Origin of the sequence: Winogradskyella sp. (assembly GCF_965228925.1) — a bacterium.
Classification (GTDB): domain Bacteria; phylum Bacteroidota; class Bacteroidia; order Flavobacteriales; family Flavobacteriaceae; genus Winogradskyella.
Map to the genome: position 1 here is coordinate 3,370,022 of NZ_OZ245845.1, position 24,154 is coordinate 3,394,175.

At 36.8% G+C, this 24,154-nt stretch carries 21 protein-coding genes; 11 read left to right on the forward strand and 10 right to left on the reverse strand.

Annotation, left to right across the window (positions count from 1 at the left end):
- The first annotated feature begins 7 nt into the window (after positions 1–7).
- From ACO052_RS13940 to ACO052_RS13955, 4 genes are read left to right on the forward strand one after another with little or no spacing between them, the layout of a single operon-like run.
- Positions 8–343 carry a hypothetical protein gene (locus tag ACO052_RS13940; protein ID WP_422104392.1) on the forward strand — a complete coding sequence of 112 codons (336 nt, stop codon included), beginning with the start codon at positions 8–10 and terminating at the stop codon, positions 341–343.
- Positions 343–1,173, forward strand: coding sequence for an N-formylglutamate amidohydrolase (locus ACO052_RS13945; RefSeq protein ID WP_422104393.1), 831 nt, complete (start codon positions 343–345; stop codon positions 1,171–1,173). The genes ACO052_RS13940 and ACO052_RS13945 overlap by 1 nt, the downstream gene beginning before the upstream one ends.
- Positions 1,173–2,333: a flavohemoglobin expression-modulating QEGLA motif protein gene (locus ACO052_RS13950; RefSeq protein WP_422104394.1), complete on the forward strand. Its 1,161-nt coding sequence runs from the start codon at positions 1,173–1,175 to the stop codon at positions 2,331–2,333. Before ACO052_RS13945 ends, ACO052_RS13950 begins: the two co-directional genes overlap by 1 nt.
- 11 nt (positions 2,334–2,344) lie before the next feature.
- A complete protein-coding gene (locus tag ACO052_RS13955; RefSeq protein ID WP_422104395.1) occupies positions 2,345–3,289 on the forward strand; it encodes a hypothetical protein in 945 nt (314 codons plus the stop codon).
- Positions 3,290–3,904: 615 nt separating this feature from the next.
- Here the strand turns inward: ACO052_RS13955 and ACO052_RS13960 are convergent.
- A complete protein-coding gene (locus ACO052_RS13960; RefSeq protein ID WP_422104396.1) occupies positions 3,905–4,327 on the reverse strand; it encodes a thiol-disulfide oxidoreductase DCC family protein in 423 nt (140 codons plus the stop codon).
- 60 nt (positions 4,328–4,387) lie between these two features.
- Complete coding sequence (locus tag ACO052_RS13965; RefSeq protein WP_422104397.1) at positions 4,388–6,553, reverse strand: endonuclease MutS2; 2,166 nt, start codon at positions 6,551–6,553, stop codon at positions 4,388–4,390.
- 103 nt (positions 6,554–6,656) lie between these two features.
- Here ACO052_RS13965 and ACO052_RS13970 point away from each other — a divergent pair, with 103 nt between their 5' ends.
- Complete coding sequence (locus ACO052_RS13970; RefSeq protein ID WP_422104398.1) at positions 6,657–7,331, forward strand: uracil-DNA glycosylase; 675 nt, start codon at positions 6,657–6,659, stop codon at positions 7,329–7,331.
- A 373-nt stretch (positions 7,332–7,704) separates the two neighbouring features.
- Here ACO052_RS13970 and ACO052_RS13975 read toward each other — a convergent pair whose 3' ends face one another.
- From ACO052_RS13975 to ACO052_RS13995, 5 genes are read right to left on the reverse strand one after another with little or no spacing between them, the layout of a single operon-like run.
- Entirely contained in the window at positions 7,705–8,559 is an 855-nt protein-coding gene (locus ACO052_RS13975; protein WP_422104399.1) for a substrate-binding domain-containing protein, read from the reverse strand.
- Between the two features lie 27 nt (positions 8,560–8,586).
- Entirely contained in the window at positions 8,587–9,459 is an 873-nt protein-coding gene (locus ACO052_RS13980; protein WP_422104400.1) for a nucleoside phosphorylase, read from the reverse strand.
- On the reverse strand, positions 9,449–10,390 hold the full coding sequence (locus ACO052_RS13985) for a DUF1835 domain-containing protein (protein ID WP_422104401.1): 942 nt from the start codon (positions 10,388–10,390) through the stop codon (positions 9,449–9,451). Before ACO052_RS13985 ends, ACO052_RS13980 begins: the two co-directional genes overlap by 11 nt.
- A gap of 3 nt (positions 10,391–10,393) precedes the next feature.
- Positions 10,394–10,726, reverse strand: coding sequence for a translation initiation factor (locus ACO052_RS13990; protein ID WP_422104402.1), 333 nt, complete (start codon positions 10,724–10,726; stop codon positions 10,394–10,396).
- Entirely contained in the window at positions 10,726–11,676 is a 951-nt protein-coding gene (locus tag ACO052_RS13995; protein ID WP_422104403.1) for an isopenicillin N synthase family dioxygenase, read from the reverse strand. Before ACO052_RS13995 ends, ACO052_RS13990 begins: the two co-directional genes overlap by 1 nt.
- A 147-nt stretch (positions 11,677–11,823) precedes the next feature.
- Here ACO052_RS13995 and ACO052_RS14000 point away from each other — a divergent pair, with 147 nt between their 5' ends.
- The 3 genes from ACO052_RS14000 (at position 11,824) to ACO052_RS14010 (ending at position 17,479) form a co-directional block, all read left to right on the forward strand.
- A complete protein-coding gene (locus ACO052_RS14000) occupies positions 11,824–13,824 on the forward strand; it encodes an alpha-ketoacid dehydrogenase subunit alpha/beta (protein ID WP_422104404.1) in 2,001 nt (666 codons plus the stop codon).
- 211 nt (positions 13,825–14,035) lie between these two features.
- Positions 14,036–16,348 (forward strand): T9SS type A sorting domain-containing protein, encoded by a 2,313-nt coding sequence (locus ACO052_RS14005; protein ID WP_422104405.1) that lies wholly within the window; start codon positions 14,036–14,038, stop codon positions 16,346–16,348.
- A 717-nt stretch (positions 16,349–17,065) separates the two neighbouring features.
- Complete coding sequence (locus ACO052_RS14010) at positions 17,066–17,479, forward strand: 3D domain-containing protein (protein WP_422104406.1); 414 nt, start codon at positions 17,066–17,068, stop codon at positions 17,477–17,479.
- Here the strand turns inward: ACO052_RS14010 and ACO052_RS14015 are convergent.
- A complete protein-coding gene (locus ACO052_RS14015; RefSeq protein ID WP_422104407.1) occupies positions 17,476–18,042 on the reverse strand; it encodes an ExbD/TolR family protein in 567 nt (188 codons plus the stop codon). The genes ACO052_RS14010 and ACO052_RS14015 overlap by 4 nt on opposite strands.
- A gap of 135 nt (positions 18,043–18,177) precedes the next feature.
- On the opposite strand from ACO052_RS14015, the gene ACO052_RS14020 reads away from it, so the two are divergent.
- Both ACO052_RS14020 and ACO052_RS14025 read left to right on the forward strand, forming a co-directional pair.
- Positions 18,178–19,686, forward strand: a complete 1,509-nt coding sequence (locus tag ACO052_RS14020) for a DEAD/DEAH box helicase (RefSeq protein ID WP_422104408.1) — start codon at positions 18,178–18,180, stop codon at positions 19,684–19,686.
- Positions 19,687–19,783: 97 nt separating this feature from the next.
- Positions 19,784–20,521, forward strand: coding sequence for a hypothetical protein (locus ACO052_RS14025; RefSeq protein WP_422104409.1), 738 nt, complete (start codon positions 19,784–19,786; stop codon positions 20,519–20,521).
- Here ACO052_RS14025 and ACO052_RS14030 read toward each other — a convergent pair.
- Both ACO052_RS14030 and ACO052_RS14035 read right to left on the reverse strand, forming a co-directional pair.
- Complete coding sequence (locus ACO052_RS14030) at positions 20,511–21,080, reverse strand: pseudouridine synthase (RefSeq protein ID WP_422104410.1); 570 nt, start codon at positions 21,078–21,080, stop codon at positions 20,511–20,513. The two genes, ACO052_RS14025 and ACO052_RS14030, sit on opposite strands and share 11 nt — an antisense overlap.
- Entirely contained in the window at positions 21,071–21,886 is an 816-nt protein-coding gene (locus ACO052_RS14035; RefSeq protein WP_422104411.1) for a DUF1853 family protein, read from the reverse strand. The genes ACO052_RS14030 and ACO052_RS14035 overlap by 10 nt, the downstream gene beginning before the upstream one ends.
- A 135-nt stretch (positions 21,887–22,021) precedes the next feature.
- On the opposite strand from ACO052_RS14035, the gene ACO052_RS14040 reads away from it, so the two are divergent.
- The gene (locus ACO052_RS14040; RefSeq protein WP_422104412.1) at positions 22,022–24,142 is read left to right on the forward strand and encodes an elongation factor G; all 2,121 of its coding nucleotides are present in this window, start codon (positions 22,022–22,024) and stop codon (positions 24,140–24,142) included.
- The last annotated feature ends 12 nt before the right edge of the window (positions 24,143–24,154 follow it).

Here is a 24,154-nt window from a genome sequence, read left to right on the forward strand (position 1 = left end):
ATAATAAATGAAAACAATTGATTGGACTAGGGATGAACTCGTTGCGTATATTTTACTATTTGCGGCGCATTCCGATTTTAAAGAAGATAATCGCGAACGCGATGTGATTATCTCTAAAGTAGATATGAATACCTTTCAGGAAATTCACGATGAATTCGATAGAGATAACGACTATCAAGGCATTCAGAAAATAATGACAAGCCTGCGTCAACATAATTATGACAAGGACGACGTAGAAATCCTCCTTGCTGATATAAAAACTCTATTCTTTTCCGATGGAGAATTTAATGTTAACGAACGCAACATGCTAAAGGCATTAGAACGCTTATTTAAATCTTTATAATGCAACGACTTCCAATTGAATCGATAATTTCTAAAATCGAAAACGAAGATATTTTCCACGCCGTTTCAGAGGATTATTCGTTTACATTAAAAATTGAGGACTATGCGCCTTATGTTTGTGGTGCCGTACACGATGGACATCAGTTCAGAAAGGACTTGTGGGACAACTGTTTGCACAGCGCATACGAACGTTGGTATGAGGAAGATCCCGAAACGAAACATATGGTAATCTCGCATCCCATTCTCATTGCAGGGTGTGACTCGCGATTTGAATACGATCTTAACCGTGATCCTGAAAATGCTGTTTTTGATACAGCTTGGGGAAAACAGCTCTGGAAAAACCCATTACCAGAAGTGGAGAAGGAGAAGAGCCTTCAAAAACATTCCAATTTTTATAAAGTTGTACATGCTTTAATGTCCAAACTAGAAAATAAATTTGGGGTTTGTGTCGTATACGATATGCATAGTTATAATTGGCAACGTTGGGACCGGGAAGTTCCTACTTGGAATTTAGGGACATCTAATATAGATAACGACCGTTTTGGAAATGAGGTCGAGTCTTGGAGACAAATGTTAGCCAGTATTGAATTACCAAACCAAATTAAACAGACAGCCAAGATTAATGATACCTTTCAGGGTAATGGATATTTCTTAAAATATATTACCCGGAATTTTAAAAATACCTTAGTTTTGGCGACCGAAATTGCAAAGGTGTATTGTGATGAGTATAAACAAGTTATTTATCCAGAAGTTGTAGCAGCTGTCGAGCAACAACTACAATCGCTTTTGCCTAAGCATGCAAATGAATTTTACAACAGGCAAAACCATTAATGGCGCAAATTAGAACAACGGAAGAGTTTCAGGACCTATTTGATATTGATGCCAATCTCAATCGATTGGTAAAGAATATCGAACTCCTCAATTATATTAACCCACTTAACATAGCGGCAGAAAAGAAGAAGTTTTTTTCATCCAAATACAATTATGAGCCGGAGTTTAAGTATCCAAAGATGCGTTTTAATGGCTATAAGTTGCACCGCTTATTTTTCTCGCAACGTCTGGAGCGTATTGAAGACGACGATATACGACAACTATATGAGGATATTATTTATGAGTATTCTGGGTTGATTGAGTGTATAGAAACCATTGGTCAAGGCCGTAGATTTTACTTCAATAGTTTAAAGAGTTTTGGGACGCCAACAGAGAAAGATATTGAGAATGCGAAGTTTATTCTGCGTTTTGATGATTCGGAGTTTGATGAGGAAATGCTACCCATGTATAACTCTACTGAAGCTCAAGACTATTTTGAAGAGTTTTCAAAACGCTATGATTTTAAGTACCATATAAAAATTTCTAATAATCTTTCAGCAGCGGCCATGGTCTTGAATAATACCCAAACTCTGGTGCTTAGAAAGAGCCATAAATACAGTTTAAATCAGCTTAAGGTCTTAACCAATCATGAGATTGGTGTACACATGGTGACCACATTTAATGGTTTAGATCAACCGCTTAAGATTTTTTCTAATGGTTTTCCTAATAATGTGGAAACCCAAGAAGGTTTGGCCGTGTACTCTGAGTTTATGAGTGGCTGCCTAACTATTGAGCGTTTAAAGGAACTAGCGTTTAGAGTTATCGCTGTAGATAGCTTAAACAAAGGCTATAGTTTTTCAGATACCTTTCATCTATTACATAACCAACACAAACTAAATAGGGATAAAGCATTTGCCATTACACTTCGAGTCCATCGTGGAGGAGGTTTTACCAAAGATCATTTATACCTTAAGGGAATTAGAAATATCTATAAATATGCTAAAGCTGGAAATGACTTAGGTATTTTGTTAACAGGAAAGGTAAGTCAAGAGTACATCCCTACTATGGAAAAACTTACAGGATTGGGATTGGCCGTAAAACCTAAATACATTACCGATTCTTATAAAGTCAATAATAATTCCAATCCGAATTTAGATTTTATTTTGAGTAGTTTGAAGTAAAAAGCGCTATTATGGTTATCAGGTGTATTTTGACCTTCTTCTTTTTTTGCGGTTTGAGTCACGCACAGGATCTTTCTGGTTTATGGGTACACGATATAAATGGAACAGATCCTGTTGGTTTTAATCAGATTTACGCCATCATATATTTAGATGAAGATGATTCAGGTAACGTTAAGGGTTACACCTATGATTATCACGCTGGCAGCACCTGTAGTTTTTATTTAGAAGGCGACTATGACCCAGAAAAAAATCGATTGATAGTAGCGAACACAAAGAAAATTAATAAAGCACTATTGCATGCACGGGGTAGGTATAAATTGTCTTATGAAGTCAGTGAAGATGAAGAGTTTTTAATTGGACGAGCCAGACAAAAAGGCATTCATGGTTTTGTATTGTCCTTTGGTGGCCTATTTAGCGTACCGCTTAAGTATAGAAAAATCAAGTCAGGGAACTTTGAAGACATTAAAGGTTACGATAAGCTAAAACCATACATAGATACTTTAGAGGTGAATTCTAAAAAGGAACTTAAAGTAGACCTTCCTTTAGAAGAAACAACAATTGACGACATTAAAGAGACACGAGAAGTCATAGAATTCACTAAAGAAAAAGAAAATAGAAAAAATGAGCTAATCAGCTCTCATAAGGTGACATCGAGAAAAATCACCATGGAGATTTTTGACAATAGTCGGCAAGATGGAGACCGCATAAGTATTTATATCAACGACCGTCTCTTTACCTACAATTTGGAAGTTACCTTAGATCCAAAAACAATTGAACTTATGCTGCCCGAAGATCAGAACGTCCATAAGGTTTCATTTGTGGCTAATAATGTCGGTAGGGTTCCACCCAATACAGCAAAAATAAAATACAAGGTAGATGGCATCTCTTATGAGCTGGTATTGTTTACAAACTTAAATCTGAATAAATATTTAGAATTTGTCATTGATAAGGAATAGTATCAGCAAAAAGCAGGACTGGTAAGCATCTCGATTTTATTTTAAGACGTTTAAAAAAAACCTTAAAGCTAAATGTTCTGTCTATCAATAACAATGACACTATAAAAGAGTTAGACTTGATCTTTTACAGAATTCGACTGTGTCCCAACTAACGGAAGCTAGGGTCGAACTAACACCATTTCACTTTAAGGTTTATTCAATTACTAAGCTTAAAAACCATTAACAAAAAAATAAGCTTCTATTCGAAGTTATTCTAGATCTGAATATTGAGAAACCTATATTGAGTGTGTGAGCTTTTTTAGGCCGTAATCTAGGTCTTTGAATGAGTTAGAAGCAAATACATGTGTCCTTCGCAGATTTAATGGAGTAGAACTACTAATGGACATCTTGTAGATAATATTTGCACTTTTAACAGTTAAAACAATTATAATGGGCGTATATCGAGTTTTTTCTTCAAGCCTATAGAGATGTACTATTTTTGATATAACAAAATTTGTGCTATTAACTAATTCGTTATATCTCTCATAGCGAATACAATTTTGTAAAGATTAAATTAGTTTTAAGTAAGTTGTTAATTTAGAAAAGCCTATTAGAATAGTAACTAAGAGGCTTTTTTTATGCCATGAATTTTGCTTGAAGTTCTGGTGTTGGAATCATACAGCTATCTTTTTTCCCAAACCATTTGTAACGGTTTCTGGCTATAATATCATAAATCCAATTTCTCAGCACTGTAGGAACAATAAAAAATATTGACATGAGATGCGTGGGGAAGCCGAGTGACTTGGCTACACGCAAAGCTGCAGAAGACTTGTGATAAATTCTACGTTCTTTAGGGTTGTAGAGTATGATAGAATCGGTTTCTTCAGTATCAATATTGAAGGCTTTGATGATGTCCTGCCCAACCTCACTTTGTAATGGTGCGAATAAAAACCTATTGTTTTTGTCTCTTCTAATGACAAATAACACGCTACTATTGCAGAGGTTACATACACCATCAAATAGGATAAGCTGCTTATCTTTAGGTATACTATCTATCATTATGCAAAGATAAGGCTTCAAAATGTTCTAAGGAAACTATTAACACCGCGTTAGGAATCGCTATTTTTTAGCTTCTACGAGTTCGAGTAAGTCGAGATTGACGTTTGTAGTAAAGATGCCATAGTTAACCGTAGCTTTACCTTTTTCGATGTCATCTATACTGCCAACGGCTTTTCCATCGTGCATTCTAACACGGTCCCCAATTTTTAAAATAGGTTTTGGCGGTTCTACAACCACTTCTTTAGCTTTAGCCGCTTTTTTCTTTTTCCGTATGAGCGCTACCTTTTTTTCGGCTTCTTGCTTGATCTGTTTTTCTTGGGCTTTCTCTGCACGCTTTTGCTTTGCCGATACTTTTTTTCGTTTGGCATTTTCGATTTGAACCAATCGAAAGAGCTCTGCCATTAATTCCCGTTTACGCTTATTCTCAAAATACTTTTCTGCCAAATCATTTACTTTCTGTCCCAGGTATATCAGGCGTTGGTTGCTATCGTATAATTCCTGAAAGCTCTCTAGTTTTTTTTGAATTTTAGCATTGGTCTCTTCGAGTCTTTCAGCCTCAGAAAGGGTTTTCTTTTCATTTGCTTTTAAAGCCCGTTCTGTCCGTTCTAACTTGCTTCGTTCCTTTTGAAGTTTAGCTATAGTAGCATCGAAACGCACCTTTCCACGCTCAATCTTTTTCTTTGACTTATTGATAAGGCTATAGGGAATACCATTTTTCTGGGCAACCTCAAACGTAAACGAACTACCAGCCTGACCAGTCACCAATTTGTACATGGGCTCTAGGCTTCGCTCGTTAAACAACATATTCGCATTTTGCATATGCGGTAATTCATTGGCCAAAAGCTTTAAATTAGAGTAGTGCGTCGTTATAATTCCGAAGGCTTTTCGGTCGTAAAAGACCTCCAGAAATGTCTCTGCCAATGCCCCGCCAAGTTCAGGATCGCTACCAGTACCGAATTCATCAATGAGAAAAAGAGTCTTGTTGTTGACCTTCTTTAAAAAGTAATTCATTTGTTTTAGACGATAACTGTAGGTACTCAAATGATTTTCTATAGATTGATTATCGCCAATATCACTTACTACAGAATCAAATAAGCACACCGTACTACGTTCATGAACAGGAATTAGCATAGCACTTTGAAGCATTACCTGCAATAACCCCACGGTTTTAAGCGTGATACTTTTGCCACCGGCATTTGGACCAGAAATCACGATGATTCTGTTGGTATTGCTCAGTTCTATTGTTTGTGGAAACGTTATTTCACCGTTCTCTTTATTGGTTAACAAAAGCAGTGGATGATAGGCATCCCTGAGATACAAATGACGTTCATTGCTTATGTCTGGTAAAATGGCATTAATGCATCTAGCGTATTTTGTCTTTGCCGAAATAACATCAATTTTTGTTAGAAACGCTTGATAGTCGTTTAACAACGGAAGAAAAAGACGCAAGTAATCCGTTAGTTCTTTAAGAATTTTAATGATTTCTTCCTTTTCTTCGTACTGTAGATTATTGAGTTCTCTTGTATATTGTAAGGTAGTCTCAGGTTCAATGTAGACAATGCTTCCCGTTTTGCTGCCTCCCATGATAGCCCCTTTTACTTTTCTGCGATACATCGCTTTCACAGCGAGAACACGTCTGTTGTCAACCACAGATTCTCGGATATCGTCTAGATAATCCAACCCATGGTATCGGTTTAATGCAGAAGAAAAACTACTGTTGATTTTGCCTTTTAACTTGCTGATGCTTTGGCGTAACTCTGCGAGCTGCGGGGACGCATCATCTTTTATATCACCAAAACGATCAACGACAATGTCGACTTGTTCTATAATGGCTGATGTGACTTCTATATGCTGACTGTATTGCTGTAATTTTGGGTAATACTCATTAAACTTTTCTAAAAACCTTACGATAGCATTGGTAGTTAATGAAATGCTGACAAGTTTCTGTAAACTAGAAACTTCAAGATAGGTATTTTCGATATCAAGAAGCTTCAGTTCTTTTGATATGGTTTCAAAACCATGATTGGGGATTCTATTATCATTATCGAAAGATGAGAGATATTCATTCACGTAATCTAATTCGCGAATAAGCTGAGCCTCACTAGCAATAGGAAGAATAGCCATTGTGGCCTTTTTTCCCAAAGCAGTGATGGTATGTTCGCTAATTTGTTCTAAAACTCTAAAAAACTCTAAGTCTTTCAGGGTTTTTTCATGAATTCGTATCATTTAGTCTTTAAATTATAGAGTTGCAAATTTAGGTTAAATGTTGTGATATGCCTAACGTCTTTAATTAGCTCGCTTATCCTTATTTTTGAATAAAATTATAGTCATGAACGTCGATATTCATCCAAGTTGGAAATCCCATTTACAATCAGAGTTTGACAAGCCTTATTTTAAGGAACTGGTCGACTTTGTAAAAGCCGAATATAGAACCCATAAATGTTTTCCTAAAGGTTCTGAAATCTTTAATGCCTTTAACCAATGTACTTTTGATGATGTCAAAGTTGTGATCATCGGACAAGATCCTTATCACGGTATTGGACAAGCCAATGGCCTATGTTTCTCCGTTAATGACGGTGTTCCGCACCCACCTTCTTTAATAAATATCTTTAGGGAAATTGAACAAGACCTAGGTATTGCCTATCCAAAGACCGGTAATTTAATGCCCTGGGCAGCGCAAGGTGTTCTTTTGTTAAATGCTACACTTACAGTGCGGGCACATCAGGCAGGTAGTCATCAAAACAAGGGTTGGGAACAATTTACCAATGCCGTGATTCATCGTATAAGTGAGCGAAAAAAAAATATCGTGTTTTTACTTTGGGGCGGATTTGCAAAAAAGAAAAAACAACTGATAAATACATCGCTTAACAATGTATTAGAAACAGGACATCCATCACCACTCAGTGCCAATAGAGGCTACTGGTTTGGAAACAAACACTTCAGTAAGACTAACTCCCTGTTGCAGCAAGCGGGTTTGCCGGCAATTGATTGGAAACTAGAGTAGGCGTAGGCTTCTCTGTTTGAATAATACGTGGTTTTTTATTTTCTGTTTTCTTAGTCGTTTTATTACAACTAAATATCAATAGTAGAAAATTAACAGCCACAAGGAAAGATAGAATCAGAGTAATGGTAAGAATCATATTCGTCTTTTTCTAATGTTTAATAGCAATGATTTGGTCAGGACAAAAGTAACTAAAAATTTGAAATACTGAAAGTTATGAACAGAAAGTGTAAGATTTAACTTTAAATTTTTTAAAGAAAATCGATGACTTTTATCGATATTTACTTATGTTTCAGCGATTTACAGAAGTTAGAAAAATAATGAGAAATTATCGAAAAAAAGAGGTGTTAACATCTTATTTTAACAAAATAATACGCTAAAGCCTATAGATTAAGTCTGAATAATCGACTTGCCTTGGGATAATATCGAGTTGCAAAAGTTGCTTCTGAACACTAATAATCGTCTCCTCATCCATTAAATCTTGCGACCATTCTGTTAACGAAAGCCATTCTTGTACATCCCCTAACTCTTGTTCGTAACGGTTGGCTATGGTTTTATCTATACTCGGAATAGATTTAAATTCTGAGGTCGTCTGATTAATAATGTCTAAAATGGTCTTTAAGTCATCTTCGTTATGTTCAATAAACTCGTTTCGAACAGCGATGACAAAACAGGGCCAAGGCGATGGGCAGTCCCCAATTCTTCTAAAAATACCATCGTCAACCAAAGGCTTAGTTGTAAACTTCTCCCACATAAAATAGTCGGCATCGCCATTTGTTAAGCCTTCAATGGCACCATTTAAATTCCTTATTACCTCAAACTGAAGATCGGTTTCTAGATTCCATTTATTATTCTTCGCATTGATGTACGCCATTAAGTGGGATCCTGAACCGTAGCGACTAATAGCTGCTTTTGTTCCTTTAACATCTTCTATAGTCTTAAATCTAGAAGCGTTAGCGACATGAATCCCCCAAATCAAAGGAGATTTGACAAATGTCTGGACAATCTTTGATGGGTTACCCTCAATAATATCCTTAATGATACCTTCAGTGAGAATTACGGCTATATCAATTTCGCCAGAACGCAAACCTTTACACATGGCGCCAGTGCCACCAAAATAATCGTGCCATCTAAGATTGATATCCTTGGCTTTGTATTCTCCATTTTTTAGAGTTAAATACCATGCTAAATTAAAATGCTCTGGAACACCACCTATGTTTACTTTTCTCATCCCATCTGAATTAATATCAGAACCATTCTAAATATTTACAATACGTTCTAAGGTGTATAAGATTAATTCCTCAACCGTCTTTTTTGGATCTTTGCTGAAGTCGCCCGTAGCTCTATTTGCTATGATGGCATTTAATGAAAGGGCTTCGTGACCTAATAATTTTGACAAGCCATAAATAACCGAAGTTTCCATTTCAAAATTTGTAATTCTGAAATCCTTATAATTAAAACTGTCAAGTTTTGAATTTAAATCAGCGTCATGTAAAGGCAATCGCAAAACCCGACCTTGAGGCCCATAAAAGCCACCAGCTGTACCTGTCATTCCTTTAAATATAGTATCACTTTCAAAATATTTCTCCAAGTATTTACTGTTGTTTATAATGATTGGTCGTGCCTTGTTTGTATCCCAATGGGTATGCTTGATAAACGCATCTTCAATTTCGGGATTACTTATACCTTCAATTTGGTAAAAATGAAGCATCCCGTTGACATCTAAACCGTGGGTGCTCATTAAAAAGGCGTCTACAGGAATATCGGATTGAAGTGAGCCAGAAGTACCAATTCTAATAATATTGAGACTGGTTAATTCTGTTTTAGGTCGACGCGTCTTTAGATCGATATTTACTAAAGCATCAAGTTCATTTAGGACTATATCTATATTGTCAGGGCCAATACCAGTTGAGATCACCGTAATCCTTCTGTCCTTATAGTAGCCGGTTTGTGTTTTAAATTCCCGTTTTTGTGTGCTAAACTCAATACTTTCGAAATGTTTGGTAATCTTTTCGACGCGATCCTGATCCCCAACAAAGATGATCGTGTCCGAAATATTATCGGGTTTTAAATTAAGATGATATACACTACCATCTGGATTTAATATGAGCTCTGAGTTTTTAATTGACATGAAGCACTGTCTTTATAAGTTTGTTTTGCTCCACACTAAATTGAAACTCTAAGCGTTCAACACCACCATAGACCATGGCATTGTTAATCTCTGAAGCAAAGTTGTACTTTCTCAGTAAGGCTTCATGGCCCTTGCGATTAAGCTTGAGGCTGGTCTCATCTTCATCAAAAAAGATACTCAATTTTTCTATAAGCCTACTGTGTTGTGTATCACCAAAACCATAATAACCCTGATAGTTAAGGCTATACCCTAAAAGATGATGTTTGGATTTTATGTCATTATCCCGTACAAGCCTAAGAATATTATCCTCAAGGACACTTAGACCACTCTTTTGATGTGGAAAGCGTTTAAGATGAGCCTTTAAACAATTGCTCATATACTTAAAGCTAGATTCCGTAACAATATAAGGTTTAAGAATATTATGATCCTTACCACAATAGGTACGCCACAAGGTGATGGCCAGCTCTTTATCCTTATTGGTGAGGAAAACACGTTTATTATAATGGTCTGTAAGTTGCTCTGGTGTTAGTTCTCCTAAACCTTTGAGATTTTTTTCTCCCTCAACACGTCCACTACAAATTAAATAAAGTGGTTTGTCAATCTCTTTCTGATGTAATAAATTGATAACACCCAATAGGTTGATGTGACAAAACAGATCGTATTCGAACCAAAGGTGGATTTCAGAGTATTTTTCGACATCATCCAGTTTGGAAAGCTCGTTTTTGAGCTCTTCCGTGTCTACCTCAATATCATAGTGGTCTTTAAGAAACTGACTTCTAATTTTAAAAAACTCGTCCGATGCTATAGCGGGAATCGTAGGACCCTCGCAAAGCATTTCTTGCCATGTTAGGATATCATCCTCAAAATCTAGTTCCCTTAAATATGCTGTTAATGCATTACCGTTGGTAATGTGAAGAATTTGTTTTGTCATAAGTTAACCTCCAACACGTTTTACGTTGAATCCTTTTTCCTTTAAAATTGTCATTATTTTATCGCGGTAATCCCCTTGAATAATAATCTTATCGTCTTTAAAACTACCACCAACACTGAGTGTTGTCTTTAACTCTTTGGCTAGTGTTTTAAAATCATCCGTAGCACCGGTATAGCCCTCTAATATAGTAATGGGTTTGCCTTTCCGTTTTTCGTATTTACACAATATAGGAGCATCTTGAAGCCATACATTGCTTTTGGTATCTTTAGAATCGTCAACAGATTCATCAGAAATATGGTCAGGGAATAATTTCTTTAACTGATCTTGTAAATCCATTATTTTTTAATTAATCCAAGTTCAACCAAGCGCTGATTTAAGAATTCCCCCGCAGTAATATCTTCAAATAACTTTGGATGTTCCTCGTCTATACAACTGTCTAAAACATCCAATTTCATTTCACTGATAGGATGCATAAAGAAGGGAATAGAATAACGCGATGTACCCCAAAGTTCGCGGGGTGGATTAACGACACGATGTATTGTGGATTTTAACTTGTTGTTAGTGTGTCTCGATAACATATCTCCAACATTGATCATTAACTCATCTGGTTCGGCTATAGCATCTAGCCATTCTCCATCGTGACGTTGTACCTGTAAACCTCGACCTTGTGCACCCATCAAGAGTGTAATGAGATTGATGTCTCCATGAGCCGCCGCTCTTACGGCGTTTTTTGGCTCTTCAATAATTGGAGGGTAGTGTATAGGCCTTAAAATAGAATTACCGTTATGAATATAATCATCAAAATAGGTTTCTTCTAAATCTAGGTGCAATGCCAAGGCACGCAACACATATTTCGCTGTTTTTTCTAACATCTGGTAAGTCTCCTTACCAATCTTATTGAATTCTGGTAGTTCCTTGACCTCTACATTATCTGGATACTCTTTTTTACGTGCTTCGTCATCTTCGACATATTGACCAAAATGCCAAAATTCCTTAAGATCACCTTCTTTTTTTCCTTTAGCACTTTCCTTACCAAAAGCCACGTAGCCACGTTGCCCTCCAATACCCGGAATTTCATAACTTTCCTTAGTTTCTAATGGTAAATTGAAGAAATTTTTCACTTCGCTGTAGAGTTTATCTACGAGTTCATCATTTAAAAAATGCCCCTTCAGAGCCACAAAACCAATATCTTGATAGGCCTTTCCGATTTCGTCTATAAATTTTTGCTTTCGTTTTGGGTCATCAGACAAAAAATCTTTTAGATCGACACTTGGTATTCTATCCATGGGAAGTATGCTTTAAATTTTTATCAATATACAAATCTAACGAAAATACAGCTAAAAAATTGAATTCAAATTGGCTACATTTTGCAGGTCAATTCTTTAATATTGATGCATTTTATTTACATTTGGAGCATTACACAAAAAGAACTTATGCCTACCATAACGAAAAGTAATATTGACTACGACAAGCGTAATTTGAGTGATAAAGTATTGCTAAAGCTTTATTACAATATGTTACGGCCTCGTTTAATCGAGGAAAAAATGCTGATTTTGTTGCGGCAAGGAAAAATTTCTAAATGGTTTTCTGGTATTGGTCAAGAGGCCATTTCGGTTGGCCTAACAATGGCACTTAAGCCAAGTGAGTATATTTTACCAATGCATAGAAATCTCGGAGTTTTTACAACCCGAGAGATACCTCTGCATCGTCTCTTTTGCCAATGGCAAGGAAAAGCTAGTGGTTTTACCAAAGGAAGGGATCGCTCATTTCATTTTGGCACGCAAGACTATAAGATTGTCGGTATGATATCACATTTAGGGCCGCAGCTTGGGGTTGCTGATGGTATAGCTTTAGCGAATTTACTTAAAAAGAATGGACAAGTCACCGCTGTTTTTACAGGTGAAGGTGGGACAAGCGAAGGTGATTTTCACGAAGCCTTAAACGTAGCATCCGTTTGGCAACTGCCTGTTATATTCTGCATCGAAAACAATGGTTACGGACTTTCGACACCAACGAATGAACAATACCGTTGCAAGCATTTAGCGGATAGAGGCAAAGGCTATGGTATAGAATCGTTTATATTGGATGGCAATAACATTATCGAGACCTATTCTAAGGTTAAAAAACTAGCTGAAAGCGTTAGAAAGCGACCGAGACCATTATTAATTGAATTTAAAACCTTCAGGCGCAGAGGACATGAAGAAGCAAGTGGCACTAAGTATGTGCCAAAAGAACTTATGGCAGAGTGGGAAGCCAAAGATCCCATAGAAAACTTTAGGAGCTATTTGTTTAGTCAAAAAATCTTGTCTGCAGAAATTGACGAGACATATACTTCTGAAATTAAAGCGGAGATCGATGCTGCCTTAGAATCTGCTTATGCTGAAGAGGCTATTATTCCTAATGAAACTAATGAATTAAATGATGTCTATAAATCATTTGATTATGAAAAGATTAAGCCGAATAAAAAAACAAAAGAATTACGATTGGTAGATGCCATATCCGAGGGTTTAAGACAATCCATGGAAGCGCATAAAGACCTCGTTATTATGGGGCAGGATATTGCAGAATATGGTGGTGTTTTTAAAATTACGGAAGGCTTTGTAGAACACTTTGGTAAAGATAGAGTGCGGAATACGCCGATTTGCGAATCAGCAATAGTTGAGGCTGGTATGGGCTTATCGATCGCAGGTATGAAAGCCATAGTAGAAATGCAGTTTTCTGATTTCGTAACTTCTGGGTTTAACCCCATCGTCAATTATCTGGCAAAGTCCTACTACCGTTGGGCACAAAATGCTGATGTTGTAGTGAGAATGCCATGTGGGGCAGGTGTAGCCGCAGGACCTTTTCATTCACAAACCAACGAAGCCTGGTTTACAAAGACCCCTGGTTTAAAAGTGGTTTACCCTGCATTTCCTTATGATGCCAAAGGATTACTGGCAACGGCTATTAATGACCCTAATCCTGTTTTATTTTTTGAACACAAAGCGCTTTACAGAAGCATTAGACAAGACGTGCCTACGGATTACTATACCTTGCCATTTGGTAAAGCATCACTTCTTAAGAAAGGGGAGGCAATTTCTGTAATTACTTATGGTGCTGGCGTACATTGGGCTTTAGAAGTCCTTGAAAAAAATCCTGAGATTTCGGCCGATTTAATAGATCTAAGAACGCTACAACCTTTGGACAAGGACAAGATCATAAAGTCCGTCAAAAAAACAGGCAAGGCTATTATTTTACAAGAAGATTCGCTTTTTGGCGGTATAGCCAGCGATATTTCCGCAACACTTATGGAGGAGTGTTTTGAATTTTTGGATGCCCCTGTTAAACGCGTGGGTAGCCTTGAAACTCCTATTCCTTTTGCTTCAAAATTAGAAGCGCAATATTTGGCAAAAGGGAGATTTGAGCACGCACTAAAAGCACTTCTTGAATTCTAATTTTTAAATCATTTTGATCGAAGCCAGCTCCAATGCTGGCTTTTTTTATGGAAAAGTTGGTCCATTAAATACATGATCTAATGGGCTTACAAATAAAACTATTTTGTCGTATAAAAATGCGCTTTATCGATTTAATGTTAAATCTCAACACTTTTTATGAAGACCTCGTCATATAATCTTAATTTTAGTGACAATTAACAAAACTCTAAGTATGAAAATTAAACTACTTCTCTCGCTTTTAATGACTTCACTACTGTCTTTTGCACAAGTCATTCCAGAGCATGTAAAACCGCCAAGTTGGGGTATCACCAATTTGGATGCTATGAAACCGACTAAGCTTCCGGCTTTTAACCTAAAAGCACTACAGGACGAGGACAAGGTCAATGACAATGATAAATCCAAACCATGGCGTTTTGGCTATGAAATTTATGTGGATGATAATTTTAATGAAGTCGGCCAGTGGACCACTTTGCCCAATGGGGATCGTATTTGGCGAATGACATACAAGTCCGAGGGTGCCTATTCTTTAAACTTTATGTTTGATGTATTTTGGATTCCAGAAGGCGCAAAACTGTATGTGTATAACAATGAAAAGAATGATTTACTAAGACCTTTTACGCACCACAATAATAATCCTGAGGAAGTTTTGGGTACATGGCTAGTTAATGGTGATCAAGCTTGGATTGAATATTACGAACCAGCAAATGTTGTAGGACAAGCTAGAATCACTTTAGGTTCAGTTGTTCACGGCTATCGTACAGCAGAGATGTATCAAAAGGCTCTTGGGGATTCTGGTGACTGTAATCAGGATGTAGATTGCGATATTACACCTCCCGGTGCTGATCCATTTCAAATCAACACAAGAAAAGAAGAAGTGAAAAGTGCATCTGCAATGTTACTTTCAGGTGGATTTTCATTTTGTTCAGGGACTTTGATTAACAATACCAATAATGATGGTACGCCATACTTTTTAACCGCTAATCATTGCGGTGGGGGTGAAGCTTCTTGGGCTTTTAGATTTAATTGGAGAAGTCCCGTAACATCTTGCGGTACCACTGCAAATAGTCCTAACGGTTCGTTTGACCAAACCGTAAGTGGATCAACGTTTAGAGCCGCAAGTTCGGAGTCAGATATGAAATTAGTAGAAATTACCGATCCAACTTTTTTCAATAATAATCCTGATGTTGTATGGGCAGGTTGGAATAGATCTACTTCTCAAGTACCTCAGATTGTTTTTGGTGTCCACCATCCGAGTGGTGATATCCAAAAAACATGTAGAGACGATCAAGGCGCTGTTCGAACGGCTACTCCTTTTAATGGTAATCCTACAACGGAGATGTGGCTTGTTACAGATTGGGAACTTGGAGTTACAGAAGGCGGTTCATCTGGATCTGGCTTATTTAACGAAAACGGTCATTTAATTGGTATGCTCTCTGGTGGTTCTGCCGCCTGTTCAGGAACAAACGATAATGGCGGTGTTGATGTTTATGGTCGCTTTGGTGTGGCATGGGACTTTGGTGGCTCGGCATCATCTAGACTAAGAGACTGGCTCGATCCTGGAAACACGGGCGCGACAACCGTAGATATATTTCCAGCGATTCAAATCTTCGACAATGACGCGTCTGTAAATGGCGGCGCAAGTCTCGAGGCAGAATTGTGTAACGCTGATTTTACACCACAAATCACCGTAATTAATCGCGGTAGTCTCACTTTGACATCTGCTACGGTAACCTATAGTTTTGACTCAGGGGCTGATACGGTGGTCAACTGGACAGGTTCCCTTTTAACTGGTGAAGAGGCAGTCGTAGCAACGCCTATCTACGGTAATCTTTCAGTTGGGAATCACGTGTTGAATATTTCGGTAGCCAACCCTAATGGTGTGGCCGATGAAAATACTGCAAATGATAATTTTGTTCATAGTTTTAATGTGTCATCAGATTTCGCAACGAATACCGTTATTTTTAATTTGAGTACAGATGATTTTGCCAATGAAACGACTTGGCAACTTACAGACAGTAATGGTAGCGTCGTAGATAGCGGCCCTACGTTTCCTTACTCCGATTTTACGACATATCAAGAAACCATAACAATTCCCACATTTGATGAATGCTACACCTTCACTATTTTTGATAGTGAAGATGATGGTATTTGTTGTGGTTTTGGTCTAGGTTCCTACGATCTCCAAGATGAAGATGGTAATGTTATAATATCCGGAGGTGATTTTGGAAGTTCTGAATCCGTACAATTTAGAGCCTTAGATCCTTTAAGTATTGATGAATTTGGACTGGAAAGTTTAATTGATGTTTATCCTAATCCCGTAGAAAATAATTTAAATATCGTATTAAAACTCGATGAAGAGGTCACCTACGACATAGTGAACACTTTGGGACAGTCGGTTCTTAAAGGTGTACTTAATTCAAATACGAGACATTCTATCGATATGTCCCAACAACAAACGGGAGTCTATTTTATAAAGATGAGAACATCTGATCAAAGTATGACCAAGAAAATCATAAAAAAATAAAAGAAGATATTCCTAATTTTATAAAATCGGTTATATAATCCTATATAACCGATTTTTTTATCCATAAAAAAGACCAACACATTTTATTGTATTGGTCTCTTCATTTCAGCCTAATTGGGTGATTAATCCAATTCATAATTTAATAGTTTCTAAGTCATCATCTAAGCTATGCGATGTATTGACAATTTTTGATAAAGTTCTCATGATTGTTTGATTATTTGATTGATGATTGATTCTGCGTTATACTATCTATAACGTCTTTTACTGTTCCAAGCGTAGCTTTTTGTATCTGCTCCTGTACTCGTTAATTGATTGTTGTTTAAAGTTCTCATAATGTTTTGTTTTTTTGATTGATGATTGATGTTGCGTTATACTATCTATAACGTCTTTTGCTGTTCCAAGCGTAGCTTTTTGTATCTGCTCCTGTGCTCGTTAATTGATTGTTGTTTAAAGTTCTCATAATGTTTTGTTTTTTTGATTGATGATTAATGATTGATGTTGCGTTATATTATCTGTAACGTCTTTTACTGTTCCAAGCGTAGCTTTTTGTATCTGCTCCTGTATTGGTTAATTGATTGTTGTTTAAAGTTCTCATAATGTTTTTCGTTTTTTAATTGATTACACCTTATAGACGACCAAAAAAATAAAATGTTACAGTACTTTGTATAACATAGTAATGATTTAACACTTTTTAACTTTAAGACGTATATTTAAGCTATGAAAACGAAAGTCCTTCAGTTTCTTATCATTGTCCTTATACTAGTTAGTTGTAAACGGAATGCAGAAGCACCATGTATTTCAAAATCATTTGAGGTCACCGCTACGGCTTATAATTCGTTAGCATATCAAACAAATTCCAATCCAAGTATTACAGCTTTTGGTGATAGTCTAAAACCTGGGCATAGGTATATTGCCGTATCTAGGGATTTATTGGATTCGGGGTTAGTACACAATACCAAAGTTAAGATAGAAGGCTTCGATAGTTTATATATAGTTAAAGATAAAATGAACAGACGTTGGAGAAAACGTATAGACATTTACATGGGACTGGACGTCAAAAAAGCTAAGCAATGGGGCAAAAAAAGTGTCCATATAGAATATTGTGTTCCAATAAAAACTTCAAATGACTAATCGCGTTTTACCATGACCTCCGATACTATAAAAGGATAAGCCTTTTTTACAGTTCTAAATTCTTCATCAGTAATCTGATTGGGTGTTTTGTTGAATTTAGTTTTAATGTATCGCTTCCTTAAGTCATAAAACGCTTTTGTAATTTCGTCTTGTACAGCAATAAACAAATGATATTTAGTCAAGGCATCCTGACTTAATGAAATTATGGCATCTTTAGGATGATCTGAGGATTCGGTTAGTCCTTCACCATGACAATAACTGCATTTTGAAGTCCCATTATTATCTATAAAAGCTTTTACGATATCTTCAACCTCTTCGAGTTTAACGACTTTATCCTCTATAAAAATTTCCTGTTTGTGGTTTAAACTAATCCTTAGGAGGTTGCGCTCGGGGACATCTTTAATACAATCATCAATATTAAGGCACTCGCCTGGTAGTTGCCTCAAGATGCCTTTGTCTGCAGAAATTGTAGTAGTTACCAAAAAGAAAATAAGTAGTAAAAAGGCAATGTCTGCCATGGATCCTGCGTTGACCGTCGCAGAATGTCTTTGAAATCTTCTCATAATGTAAATATTTAAAATGTTAATAAATTCTTAATCACAAGAACAGTACCAATCTTGTTAAAGGTTATTAACAATTCATACAAAAAACCCTTACAATATGCTATTTTTGCAAAATTAACGTCCGAGAATATTTATATGTCAACAGACACCATTAAAGAGGCAACAACAGAAAAAAGGCTTTACGATTATCAAATTAAAGATCTGTATCGCATTTTTGATGTCATGCAAGAGGAATCGAATGATTTTAACCTTTTGTATCAGTTGCCAACAGGAGGTGGTAAGACCGTTATTTTTTCCGAGATTGTTCGGCGATACATAGAAAAGCATAAGAAAAAAGTTGTTATTCTTACCCATAGAATTGAGCTGTGTAAGCAGACGTCTAATGTACTTTCAGGTTTTAAGGTAGAGAATAAAGTCATTAATAGCAAGGTTAAAACCTTACCGGATCAAGACGATTATCAATGCTTTGTCGCTATGGTAGAGACCTTAAACAATCGTCTTTCGGATAAAGATTTTGAGCTTAAAAATGTTGGATTGGTCATAATAGACGAAGCACATTACAATTCCTTCAGAAAGTTGTTTAAGTTTTTTGAGCATTGCTTTATTCTTGGGGTTACTGCTACACCTCTAAGTAGCAATATAAAACTACCTATGAAGGATAATTATGACCAGCTCATTGTTGGTGATGATATTTCCACACTGATTAAAAATGGCTTTTTGGCTAGTGCCGATTTATACCACTATGATGTAGGACTTACCTCATTAAAAATTGGTATCAATGGCGATTACACTGTGAAATCCTCAGAGGCTTTGTATACCAACAGCCTCATGCAAACAAAATTGCTTTCGGCTTATGAAGAACTGGCTAAAGGCAAAAAGACGCTTATCTTTAATAACGGTATATATACATCTAAGGAGGTGTATTATACCTTTAAGAAAGCAGGTTACAATGTTCAGCATCTCGATAATACGGCCAGTAAACAAGAACGTAAGGACATCTTAAAATGGTTTAAGCATACCCCTGATGCCGTTTTGACTTCAGTAAGTATTTTAACAACGGGCTTTGATGAACCTTCTGTTGAATCCATTATTCTCAATAGAGCGACCCGCTCTTTGACCTTGTACTTTCAAATGATTGGTCGTGGTAGTCGTATATATAAAAACCGAACCACCTTTCAAGTCATCGATTTAGGCAATAATGTAGCGCGTTTTGGACCTTGGTCACAGCCCGTGGATTGGCAGCATATATTTAAATATCCGGACCTGTATCTAGAGAATATTATAGACGATGAAGATTTAGAACGAGATTTCGTTTATGTGATGCCAGACACACTTCGAGAAAAATTTAAAAACTCTGAATCTTTAGAGTTTGATGTAAAAGCAGAATATAAAGATGTCATTGGATCCGGTAAAAAATCCTTTACGGTTATTGAACGTTCTATAGCACAGCATTCTAAGATTTGCATTGAAAACAGTGAGGATGTCTATGATGCTAGGGCTTTGGCAAAATTACTCCAAGATGAGATAGCCTATCGCATTAAACAGTACAGTTACTGTATTATGAATAGCACACAAAACTATAAAGATTGGTTATTTGACGAATACAATCGTAAATTACGTATTAGTTTTAACGGTAAGTTTTAACGTTTTTTTGTAAGGAATTCCATTTTTTAGCGTTTATTTTGAAGTAGGTACGGTTTTTGTGCTGTAAATAATAAAACAAAGCGCATCTTATAATACATTGAAAACTTTAAAGTCCATATTGCTCATTATCTTTATGTTAAGTGGTTCCTTGATGTTTTCTCAGGTGACTGACAAAGAGAAAAAATCTATTCGTATTCCTGCCGAGCCATCTAAGACTAAAAAGGACTCCATGCCTTTAAAAATAAAAGTCGCGCCAAAGTTTGATAAAAAAGAGGACAAGGCCAGCGGTAAGTCTGAAGAAAAAAAGAAGTACATTATAAAGGAGTCGGAAAAACCATTTTCTATGATTGAAGAAGATGGTTTAAGAAGTTCATCTGAAATCTATGAAAAACGCTGGAGCAAGGATTTGCAAAAAGGGGGAGTGATAAAAACCATGTCCGATCAATTTCTCGGTGAGCATCGCGTCGATACTAAGTTTGTTAATATTATTTGTCGCGACCATGAATATCCTGATGGCGACCGTGTGAGGATTTATGTTAATGGGATCACCGTGCAGCCAAATCTGCTATTGCGAAGTGATTACAGACGTGTTGATATTGACTTAGACCAAGGAAAAAATACGATTGAAATTGAGGCGCTGAATCAGGGAGATTCGGGTCCAAATACAGCAGAATTTATTGTCTATGATGATAAGGGAAAGGTGATTTCTTCAAAAGAATGGAACTTACTTACGGGAGTAAAAGCTATTATTGTTTTCCAAAATGAAAAGGTCGTCATTAAAGAAAAATCCCCCGACGATAAAGTCGATGAAAACGACGAGGCTTCTAATAATTAAATTCTAGTACGTCTCCAGGTTTCATATCTTCTAACTTATAGTTCCCCACACGCACCCTTACCAAACGCAATGTGGGAAATCCAACACTTGCCGTCATCTTTCTTACCTGTCTAAATTTACCTTCGTTTAGCGTTATACTAAGCCAAGATGTTGGCCCATGTCTTTCATCTCTGACTGGACGATTAAAAATATGTGATGTATCCTTTAGTAATCGCACTTTACACGACTTAGTTGTATAGGCTTGCCCATTAACCGAGATAGAGACACCACGACCTAATGCCGTAATCGCCGCTTCACTAATGACACCATCAACCATAACGTGATATTCTTTTTCAACTTTAGAACTAGTGATATAGTTACTGAATTTACCATCGGTGGTCAATAGAAGTAAACCTTCCGATTTTTCATCCAAACGTCCAACGGCCATAATACCGCTAGGAAAATCGTACAATCCATTCAACAGCTTTTTGTTTTTTCTTCTGTTCTGGTTATTTACAAACTGGCTTAAATAGCCGTAGGGTTTGTATATTTTATAATACCGATGTTGATCTACCACCATGTTATAAAGCATTTTTGTAAATCCTTATGTTGATCCTTAATCCAACAAAGCGGCGATTGCTTGCGATCCATGTACGATGCGATTGCGGATTGTGCCTGCTCATAGTCCAACCAATCCACGTCTAACTTAGGTCGACACAACCAATCTAATTTATTGACCAGATGAAACTTAAAAGTACTTAATTGATGTAGAGCGTTAAAACTCAAACACCAACCTTTGATGCATTCTTTATTCAAAGGTGCGATGTCAATAGACCTTTGTTGATAGGGTAAGAATAGTTGTGCTTTGAAGCATACGAACTGATCAAAATCTTCTGGTTTTAAACCTTTATTTTCTAACATCTTTGCGCTTTCATAATGATAGAGCAGCGGAAGTTGTTTCTCTTTTAGTTTATGAATCTTATAAATAAAACTGTCTTTTCGGTTGGGCCCGATCCAACGTTCCAAATCATTGGTATAGGTCTTGGTCGTATCATACAAATAGAATTTATAGGCAATTTCTAGATGAATGGGTTGTTTATTTTTTAGTAATAAAAGATCGAGCTCACCAATCGTTTGTTTTTCTTGTTTAATTTGAAGGTTCTCTTCAAGAATGTCTGCATGGGATTGCTCCCGAATTTGAAAACTTGTATAGACCTCTATCCATTTACCTAAGCGCAAAGCTTTATGCTGAGATGTAGGAATGAATACTTTAGAGGTGTTATCGATACGCCATTGTTTCAATCCAATAATCGTATCACTTTTCCATAATAATGGGGTGTTTTGAAAGCCTTCAAACATCGCTTTATGATTTATTTCATTTTCCAAGTCTCCCAAATTTTTAAGGTAATGAATCTCAAAAATATTGAAAACCTAACTTAGGTCATGTTTTATCCCTTAAAATATGATTATCTTTAAGGATACAATTTTCACGGAGTTCTAATTTCCAAAATCAAAATGTTTATGAAAGTATTCGATAATAAACACATCAAAAATGTGGCGTTTGTTGGTGCGCATCGCTCAGGCAAAACCACATTATCTGAGACCATGCTGTTCGAAGCTGGTTTAATAAATAGAAGAGGTAGTGTAGAGCAACAAAATACCGTTTCCGATTACCATGAATTTGAGCACCGTAGAGGTGCTTCTGTTTTTGCGACCCCTTTACATACCGAATGGCGTAACTATAAAATCAATATTATTGATACCCCAGGTTTAGATGATTTTATTGGTGAAATAATGTCCTCCATTAGAGTAGCAGATACCATTGTTACAGTCATTAACGCTAAGCACGGTGCTGATATTGGTACTGAAATCATTTGGAATTATGTAGATAAGTACCATAAACCCACACTTTTTGTTATTAATAAGATTGATAGCGAAAAAGCCAATTATGAAATGAGCGTTAACAGTCTAAAAGAATTGGTAGGAAACAACGCCGTATTGGTTCAGTATCCTATAAAACTAGGCGGGGCACAGTGCATTATTGATGTTTTGAAAATGAAGTGCTATAAGTTTGGACCAGAAGGTGGTAAGCCTGAAAAATTACCGATTCCTGAAGATCAGTTAGACTATGCCAATCAACTTCATAACGAACTTGTTGAAAAGGCTGCTGAGAACGATGAAGAACTTATGGAACTTTATTTTGATAAAGGGACCTTAAATGAGGTAGAACTTCGAAAGGGAATTAAGTTAGGAATGCTTAACCACGATTTCTTTCCTGTATTTTGTGTGTCAGCATTAAAGGATATGGGTTCGGGTCGTTTAATGGGCTTTATCGATAATGTAGCACCTGCGGCAGCTGACCTAAAACCCGAACAAACTTTAGAAGGTGACCTCATAAGACCAGAACCAGAGGCAGATACATCCTTATTCGTATTTAAAACCATATATCAGCCGAGTTTGGGTCAAGTGACATTTTTCAAAGTAAAATCCGGTGAAGTTCATGTAAACGACAAATTGTACAACACACGTACAGGAGAATGTGAAACTTTAAACCAGCTATACATTATGGATGGAAAGGAAAAACATTCGGTCCAAAAATTAACAACTGGTGACATCGGAGCCACAACCAAATTAAAATATACTGAGACTAATGATACTTTGGCCACTTCAGCTGAAGGAGGAACCATCAGGCCCATAAGATTCCCGCAACCGCGATTAGTGAAGGCTGTTTTTGCGGATAGCCCTAGCGAAGAAGAAAAGCTAAGTGAGGCCCTAAAGCGCATTCACAGTCAAGATTTAACAGTGGATTTGAGCTACAATAGTGAAACACATCAAACTCTGGTAGGTACCCAAGGTGAATTGCATCTTTCTACCCTGACATGGCTTTTGGAAAACATTTATGATGTAAAAGCGAGATTTGAATCGCCTTTAATCTCTTATCGAGAGACGATTCAACGCAGTGCGACGGCCAATTACAGACATAAAAAACAGAGTGGAGGAGCAGGTCAGTTCGGTCAAGTGCATTTAAAGATAGAGCCTTATTATGAAGGTATGCCAGAACCTGAAGGGTTTTCCTTAAGAGGAAAAGAAGTGGTTGATTTACCTTGGGATGGTAAGTTGGTCTTCTATAATTGTATAGTTGGAGGTGTTATCGATCAACGTTATTTACCTTCAGTTATGAAAGGTGTTCTCGAAGTCATGGAATCAGGACCATTAACAAAGTCCTACATACGAGATGTTAGAGTCATGGTCTATGATGGTAAGATGCACTCGGTAGACTCTAACGACATATCGTTTAAGATTGCAGGATCCTACGCCTTTAAAGAAGCATTTCTTAACGCCAATCCAAAATTACTCGAGCCTATAGAGCAAATGGAACTTCGTGCGCCAGAGCTCATGGTAGGAAGTGTAATGACTGAATTGCAAAGTAGAAGAGCAGTAATTCAAGGCATCGAGACCGAAGCGCACTATCAGATACTAAAATGTACCATTCCGTCAGCGGAACTTTCTGATTTTTCAACACAGCTTCGTTCGCTCACACAAGGACGTGCGACTTATACCACAAGTTTTAAGGGCTACAATGCAGTACCGAGTCACATTCAAAAAGAATTAGTAAAGAAACAAGAATTAATAACCACATAAAACCATCGAGAT